This window comes from Clostridia bacterium (assembly GCA_028698525.1).
GTDB lineage: Bacteria > Bacillota > Clostridia > JAQVDB01 > JAQVDB01 > JAQVDB01.
Genome location: JAQVDB010000076.1, coordinates 1 through 8,216 on the forward strand (window position 1 = coordinate 1; position 8,216 = coordinate 8,216).

Consider the following 8,216-nt stretch of genomic DNA (forward strand, 5'->3'; position numbering starts at 1 on the left):
ATTGAAGAACACTAATCCCCTTCAGGGGACAGGAGCAGATTATCGGATATGGATTAGAATAAGTATGTCCAATTAACGGGGCATGCTTATTTTTTTATGAGAATATTAATCCCTTATTTATTAAAAAAAATCGTTGATTATTCCAAAGGTTTGAAAAAGAATTTGTCGAATAAATATAATAACAGAAAAATAAAGTCATTCAAGATAAGGTGCTGTGTAGATGGCTGATAATTTTGTATTTTGATATTATAAGAAAATTTGAAATTTTACATTAATTACCCAGCACATAACCTTTTGGGAGAGGAGATGAACAACAAATCATAATTTTTATAGAATCAGCAAATCAAGTTTGCTATGTCCCATAATTTTCTATAATTAAATGCACTAAAGGAGGATTTAAAGAATGGGTTTGAAAACAAAGGGTGATACTAAAAATTCTGTGGTTGAGAAAGACCAAAATAGTTTTGTACAAAAATTAAAAGGTTTTTTAAGTGAATATGTAATAATTTATGCAGTTATTATTTTAACTGTTATACTGGCTATCTTTTCTGATGCATTTTTCACAGTAGATAATATAATGAACGTTTTACGTCAGACTTCAATGATAGCTATAATGGCAGCAGGTACATTTTTTGTTATGGTAGGCGGTGGAATAGATATTTCAGTAGGTGCATTGGTTGGATTAACAGGTATAGTTTTTGCAGGCAGCATTGTAAGTTTAAATATGCCACCATTTGTAGCGTTTATTTTAGCTATACTAGTAGGTGCATTAGCAGGTGGAATAAATGGATGGCAGGTTACAAAGCTTGGTATACCCCCAATGATAGCTACCTTGGGAATGATGTCAGTTGCTAGAGGATTGACCTATGTATTAACAAATGCGTATCCTATTTCAGGTTTACCAAGCTCAATAGCTTTTATAGGTAGAGGTTATTTGTTAGGTATTCCATGGCCGGTAATAATTATGTTGGTTGTATTTTTATTAGCGCATTTTGTATCCCAGAAAACTAGATTTGGAAGATTTGTATATGCTGCCGGTGGTAACGAAGAAGCCGCATATTTGTCAGGTATAAAGGTTTTAAAGGTAAAGACTATTACCTATATTATTGGCGGTGCATTAGCTGCTATAAGTGGTATTATTCTGGTGTCAAGACTAGCATCAGGTCAACCGAATGCGGGTTTAGGTTGGGAATTTGAAGCAGTTATAGCAACAGTTATAGGCGGAGTGAGTATCACAGGTGGAAAAGGTAAAGCAATAGGTGTGCTTTTCGGAGCAGTTTTGATAGGTATATTGATGAATGGTATGACATTATTAGATATATCATCATATTACCAGGAAATGATTAAAGGACTAGTATTGGTATTTGCAATAGGTCTAGATGTATATAAGACAAAGAAAGAAAACGAAGTATGAAACTAGGAGGTATTTTATGAGTGATAATAATTTATTAAGGATAAAAAACATATCTAAATATTTTCCTGGTGTTAAAGCTTTAGATGGTGTGTCTTTTGATGTCAGAAAAGGAGATATACATGCATTAGTAGGGGAAAATGGAGCTGGAAAATCAACATTAATAAAGATTTTATCTGGAGTATATTCTGCAGACAAAGGAAGTTTTGATTTTAAAGGCAAGGAAGTAAACGTCAATAGTCCATTGGAAGCCCAGATGCTAGGCATGAGTGTAGTTCATCAGGAACTAAAGTTGGTTGAAACATTGACAGTGGCGGAGAATATTTTTTTAGGACGGCCTCCAGTTAATAAAAACAATAAAATAGTACAGCTAGTCAATTGGAGGAAATTATATAAAGAAGCTCAGCAGCTATTAGATCAACTCAATGTAAAAATTGATATGAACGCTACCGTTAATAAATTAAGTGTTGCGCAGCAGCAGATAGTAGAGATTTGCAAAGCGTTATCTTTTAATGCGGAATTGATTATTATGGATGAGCCTTCAGCCACTTTAACTGAAAAAGAACTTGATATTTTATTCAATATATTAAAAATGCTGAAGGAAAAAGGAGTTACCATTATATATATTTCTCACCGATTAGAAGAGGTTTTTGAGTTGGCTGATAGAGTTACAGTATTAAGAGATGGTATGCATATAAAAACTGCAGATGTCAAAGATGTGGACAGAAAAGCTCTGATTTCCAGCATGGTTGGCAGAGAATTAGAAAATGAATATCCCAAACAGGCGGTTGAGATAACGGATACTCTATTAGAGGTAAAAAATTTAAATAGAACAGGTGTATTAGAGAACATCAATTTCCAGTTAAAGAAAGGGGAAATTTTAGGTATCGCTGGCTTGGTCGGTGCCGGCAGGACAGAACTTGCCAGGACTATTTTCGGTGCCGATAAAAAGAGTAGTGGAGAGATATATATAAGGGGAAAAAAAGTTGAGATAAATGATGTCACCGATGCCATTGAAAAGAAAATAGGATTAGTGCCTGAAGATAGGAAATTACACGGATTAGTCCTTGGTATGAGTGTAAAACAAAATACTAGTCTTGTTGGTATTGACAAAATTTTGAAGAATGGAATAATAAACGATTCATTAGAAAAGAAATTAGCATTAGATTATATTGATAAATTAAGGATAGTTACTCCAGATGAAGAAAGGGTAGTTAAAAATTTAAGTGGGGGAAATCAACAAAAAGTTGTTTTAGCAAAATGGCTAGCTGTGGATTCAGATATTTTAATTTTTGATGAGCCTACCAGAGGTATTGATGTAGGTGCTAAAGCTGAAATATACAGACTGATATGTAATTTAGCATCGGAAGGCAAAGGTATAATCATGATATCTTCTGAATTGCCTGAACTCATAGGTATGTGTGATAGAATTTTGGTTATGCATGATGGAAGAATAACCGGCGAAGTGGATAGAGATAGCTTTAGTCAGGAAATAATAATGGAGTATGCTACAAGATAAATTATTGACAGTTAATTTTAAGTCAACTCAAGATATTTAATACCATTGATGAGCATAAATTATTCGTCTTTCTTACTTAGATGATACAAATAAATATAATAATGAATAAAGAAAGCAAGACGAAGAAAATATAAGATGATATAAGGAGGATTTCTATGAACAAATTTTTTAAGATGTTTGCAGTTGTCTTAACATTATGTTTGGTAGTTTCATTGTTTACAGCTTGTGGAAATGATAAGGTAGATGAGATTGATGATGATGGGGAAAAGGTTGAAGATGATAGTAAAGACGAAGAAATGAGTCAAGGCGATGGTGAAAAGAAGGTTATCGGTGTATCACTTTTCTATAGACGTGATGAATATTATAAGGATATTGAAGCAAGCTTTATGCATGAAGCTGAAAAAGCAGGGTATGAACTATTGATACAAGACGCGGACTCTGATCCGGCAAAGCAGACACAGCAAATGGAAGACTTTGTACAAAAAGGTGTTGATGCTATAGCTCTGGCATGTGCTGACCCCGCAGGATTAGTACCGGCTATTGAAGATGCTATAGACAAAGGCATACCTGTGTTTACCTATGATGGGCCTTCTGAAAGTGAAAAAGTAATATCCCATATCGGTTTTGATTTTTATGAAGATGGTGCATCAGTTGGTAGATGGGTTAAGAAGTATATAGAAGAAAATCTTGATGGAAAGGCTCAAGTTGCAATAATAGATTTCCCCCAATCCGCTATAGTTTGTGGATTAAGGGCACAAGGATTTAGAGAGGTTATGGAGTCCATGGAAGGTGTAGAAATTGTTGCTCAGCAGGATGGTAAAGCAACTAGAACTGACTCCATGGCAGTTATGGAAAACATCCTTACTGCACATCCTGACGTAGATGCTGTGTTTGGAATTAACTACGATACAGCTGCAGGTGCAGCATCAGCAATTGAAGCGGCAGGCAGGGATGACATCATCGTTACAGGTGGTGCTTGGGGAGTAGAGCCCTTTGAACAATTGGAAAGCAATCATCCAATACTTAAAGCGTTCTTTGTTACATCTCCAGCAGTACAAGCCCACGATACAATTCAAGCGATAAAAGATCACTTTGATGGTAAAGAGTTGCCTAAAGAAATCAAATCAGAATCCACAGTTTATGATGCGGATAATATCAAAGAATTGGATTGGAAAGCAATTGTTGAAAGAAGGCAAGACTGATATAGTAAAAACAAAGAATTACAGCCAGATAAATCTGGCTGTAATTCTTTGTTTATAAGGCTATAATTTTAGACAGTGTAAAAACAAGGAATGTTTGGTGTCGCAGAAAAATCACATTAAATCCCTGTATTCTTTGGGGGATACCCCTATAGTCTTTTTGAATACTGAACTAAAATAATGTTGATCGCTAAAACCTACTTTAGAGGCGATTTCATACATTTTCAAGCTGCTATTTTCCAATAATTCCTTAGCCTGTTTAATTCTTATTTTGTTTATATACTCGTTCACACTCATATTTACTTCGTTTTTAAACAATTGACCAAAATAATTTTTGCTTAAAAACAGATTATCTGCTATATATTTCAAATTTATATCTTTGTCATAGTTTTCTAAAATGATTTTTTTTGCCTGTTCAACTATTTTATTGCAATTACTTTTCCTGTTAGATTTTATGAAATCTGCTACGTTAGTTACAAAATTTTTAATCCAAAGTTCAATCTCCTGCAGGGATTTTAATTTAAAGAATTCTACATAAGGACTTGTACCTTTCCCTGAATAGAGCTGTTCATTTATTGAGTTAGTTTGTTCCATTACAATCATACATGTAGAGATTATTCGAATGCATAAAAGATTTACACTGTTTAAACTCAGTTGCTGCTGTATATTCCGTATACGTTTAAATATTGAATCTATGTGTTCTATTACATCCTCTTTATCATTAAAATTTAATATATTGATGAATTGTTCTTCATCAAAAATATTATTTATATTGGTCTGTTTTTCATCTATATCATTGATGTTGATTATATTTCCCTTTCCAATGAGCATCTTATAATTTAAAGCATGAAGTGCCTGTTTGTAGGATTTATTTATTGATTTTATGCCTTTTGCAATTTGTCCTATTCCAATGCTTAAGGTTATATCCAATTCTTTTTCTGCATTATTTTTAATCTTTTCTACAGTTTCGTATGTTTTTTCATGCTCTACCGGTTGATCATTATAAAAAAACAATAAAACAAATAAATCTGTATTTAAGTGAAACAGCTCGCAATTATATCCTCGTATCCCAGCATCTACGATTTTTTGCAAAGACATTATCATTATTTGATAAGATTGCTCCTCAATAAAATCTTCTTTTTCTATTTCTATAACAACTGCTTGATAGTATTCCCCCTCAATATCTATGTCTAGAAATTTTTTTCTCTGTTCAAATACTTGCTGATTTATTTTGTTGTTCAATATATCTCTAAAAAATCTTTCTTTTATGAAAGGCTTGCTCTGTTCTAGTTGTTCTTTTAGTTGTTCCAGTTCTTTTTGTCTCTTTTGCTTGTACTTAATCTTGTCTATTAAATCATTTCCTAATTTGATAACGGTTTCAGGAGTAAAGGGTTTTAAAATATAGTCAACTGCTCCATATTTCATAGCTTTTTTAGCATAATCGAATTCATCATATCCGCTCAATATAATTGTTATAACCTGTTTATTATGATGTTTCAGCTGTTTTAAAAGTTCTAAGCCGTCCATTACCGGCATTTTAATATCTAACACCATGGCATCTATCTGCTCTTTACATATTATATCTAAAGCTATGCTACCATTTTTAGCGGATAATGTATTTATCCCTTCTATAGTATCCAGTGTGCTGCAGATCCCCTCTCTTATGATTTTTTCATCATCTACCACTAAAATTGTATACATCATTTACCTCCTCTATGACCGGGATTTTGATTCTAGCTATTGTGTAAATGCCGTCCTTATGAAATGTCAAGCCATATCCGCCCTTGAAATAAAACTTTATTCTATTATTTACATTTCGTATACCTATCCCAAATCTTTCATCAGATGTATCGTTATATAAAAAATCGTTCATATTTTTTATACCCTGTTCTGATAAGGCATTTCCATTATCCATAACTTCTAATATTATATAGTCTGCAAATTTTTTAGCGGTTATTTTTATAATACCCTTACACTCCATATCCCTTATACCGTGATATAGGGCATTTTCTGCTAAAGGCTGTAGAATAATCTTTATTGTATAAAGTCCTAAAATATTTTCATCAATATCATATATACATTCAAATTCATCTTTATATCTTATTTTTTGTATTTCCAAATAGTTCTTTACATGTTCTACCTCTTCTCTAATTGTGATTACCTCTCTACCTTTGCTAATGCTTATCCTGAAGAGTTTGGATAGAGAATCGGTCATTTTTATTACATCTTTATTTTCCCCTTTATTAGATAACCATATTATTGATGATAGAGTATTATAAAGGAAATGGGGATTTATCTGAAATTCCATGGCCTTGTATTCTGCTTCGCGTTTTTTAGCTTGAATGTCGAATATGTCATCTATGGATTTTTTCAATCTAGCAACCATGTTGTTATAACTTTTCCCCAGCTTCCCGATTTCATCATTGTATTTTGATTTAAACGTAACATCCAGGTTTCCACTTTCGGCCTTATCCATCATATTTATCAATTTGTGTATAGGATCTGTGAATCTAGATGATAAAAACATGGAAACTGCTAAACATATTATAATAGACAGAATGCATATATAAAAAGTGTATCTCTTTATATAATTACTTGAAGCAGTTATTCTATCAAGAGATATGACGTTTATATACTTCCATTGGTTATCTTTATCTACTTTATATACAAATATATATTTTCTACCATTTATTTTTCGCTGAAAATATCCGCTATGATTGATAAAATTTAAATTATCATTATAAATATCAGAAAAATCTTTTCCTAAAAAACTTTTATTATAACAAGATATTATATTATTATCTTTATTTAATAAATATGTTATATTACTTTTATTAAGCTGGTTGCCTTGATATAAATTATATATATTTTTTTCTTCAATATTCAATTGCACTAGTCCGATTTCATTGGAAGTTTTTGTGTCTTTTATTATTCTTATTAGTGGGAGTACATTTGAGCCGTTGATATTTATCGTTTCACCCCAAAAATGATTGTTTGTATCAATATTTTTATTAAACCATGGTGTAGATTCTAGTTGCTTGCGGGTTATCCCTACTTTATTATCATTAGTATATATTTTGTCATTATTATCAAAAATATATATGGAGTGAGTTTGTTCGGTATACCTATAATCGTATAGCATTTTATCTAAATCAAATGTTTTTTTTATATATTGGCTTTGGTCAATAGATCTGTTTGACAATAGGTCGTAAAGATTTCTATCTAACGAGAATTTAATTGCAATTAATTCTTTGTTTTTAAGCAGCTGATTTACTTTTTCATTTACATTGCTCAATTCATAGATTGATTCATTGATTCTCATTTCTTTAACGATGTCAGAAGAAATATTGTAAGATATTAAGCCAATAAAAGTAGTGGGTATAATAGAAACTATCAAAAAAGATATTATTAGCTTGTTTTTAATGTTTAAATTATTAAAAAATAGCAATATTTTGTTCATTTCATCATCTCACGTATCATATATTTTCATCTCTTTCATTATTATGTATGTTTATATTATAAATTAAAAACATAATTATATAAACAGATTCAATAAAAAAATTGAAAATCCTTCTTTTGTTATTTTATAATATTTATCTTTGTATTATTAAGTTGTTATAAAGCAAAGCACTGATAATTGAACTATTATTTTGATGCAATACTGGAATGGTATAACTTTGTTATTGATAATTATAAGAATAATACTTAAAATAAGGATAAACATACAATCGAAAAAGGAGAGAATTTAATTGAAAAATATAAAAATATTAGCTATAGAATCTTCCTGTGATGAGACTTCTGCTGCGGTAGTTCAAGATGGAAGGCAGGTATTGTCTAATATAATATCATCTCAGATAGATCTACATAAAAAATTTGGAGGAGTGGTACCTGAAATAGCATCTCGAAAGCATATAGAGATGATTAATTTAGTCATACAGCAGGCGTTGGATGAGGCAAAGGTTACTTTTGACGATATAGGAACAGTCGCTGTTACATATGGACCCGGCCTTGTAGGTGCCCTGCTTGTTGGATTATCCTGTGCAAAGGGCATAAGCTTTGCGAGGGATATACCTCTTATAGGGGTGAA

6 protein-coding genes are annotated in these 8,216 nt (G+C 31.7%); 4 read left to right on the forward strand and 2 right to left on the reverse strand.

Annotated features, from left to right (window positions below):
* The first annotated feature begins 403 nt into the window (after positions 1-403).
* From PHP06_09645 to PHP06_09655, 3 genes are all read left to right on the forward strand, one after another.
* Positions 404-1,414 (forward strand): ABC transporter permease, encoded by a 1,011-nt coding sequence (locus PHP06_09645; GenBank protein MDD3840814.1) that lies wholly within the window; start codon positions 404-406, stop codon positions 1,412-1,414.
* Positions 1,415-1,430: 16 nt separating this feature from the next.
* Positions 1,431-2,930 carry a sugar ABC transporter ATP-binding protein gene (gene gguA / locus PHP06_09650; protein ID MDD3840815.1) on the forward strand — a complete coding sequence of 500 codons (1,500 nt, stop codon included), beginning with the start codon at positions 1,431-1,433 and terminating at the stop codon, positions 2,928-2,930.
* A 155-nt stretch (positions 2,931-3,085) separates the two neighbouring features.
* Positions 3,086-4,132 carry a substrate-binding domain-containing protein gene (locus PHP06_09655; GenBank protein MDD3840816.1) on the forward strand — a complete coding sequence of 349 codons (1,047 nt, stop codon included), beginning with the start codon at positions 3,086-3,088 and terminating at the stop codon, positions 4,130-4,132.
* Between the two features lie 111 nt (positions 4,133-4,243).
* Here the strand turns inward: PHP06_09655 and PHP06_09660 are convergent, their stop codons facing one another.
* Entirely contained in the window at positions 4,244-5,830 is a 1,587-nt protein-coding gene (locus PHP06_09660; protein ID MDD3840817.1) for a response regulator, read from the reverse strand.
* The gene (locus tag PHP06_09665; protein MDD3840818.1) at positions 5,805-7,589 is read right to left on the reverse strand and encodes a histidine kinase; all 1,785 of its coding nucleotides are present in this window, start codon (positions 7,587-7,589) and stop codon (positions 5,805-5,807) included. Before PHP06_09665 ends, PHP06_09660 begins: the two co-directional genes overlap by 26 nt.
* Before the next feature lie 289 nt (positions 7,590-7,878).
* On the opposite strand from PHP06_09665, the gene PHP06_09670 reads away from it, so the two are divergent.
* The coding region (locus PHP06_09670; GenBank protein MDD3840819.1) for a tRNA (adenosine(37)-N6)-threonylcarbamoyltransferase complex transferase subunit TsaD at positions 7,879-8,216 on the forward strand (338 nt) is incomplete at its 3' end.

Excerpts from the sequence above, each read along its gene's own strand:
- PHP06_09645 (MDD3840814.1), top strand. The coding sequence starts at position 404 with ATGGGTTTGAAAACAAAGGGTGATACTAAAAATTCTGTGGTTGAGAAA.
- gguA (MDD3840815.1), top strand. The coding sequence starts at position 1,431 with ATGAGTGATAATAATTTATTAAGGATAAAAAACATATCTAAATATTTT.
- PHP06_09655 (MDD3840816.1), top strand. The coding sequence starts at position 3,086 with ATGAACAAATTTTTTAAGATGTTTGCAGTTGTCTTAACATTATGTTTG.
- PHP06_09660 (MDD3840817.1), bottom strand. The coding sequence starts at position 5,830 with ATGTATACAATTTTAGTGGTAGATGATGAAAAAATCATAAGAGAGGGG.
- PHP06_09665 (MDD3840818.1), bottom strand. The coding sequence starts at position 7,589 with ATGAACAAAATATTGCTATTTTTTAATAATTTAAACATTAAAAACAAG.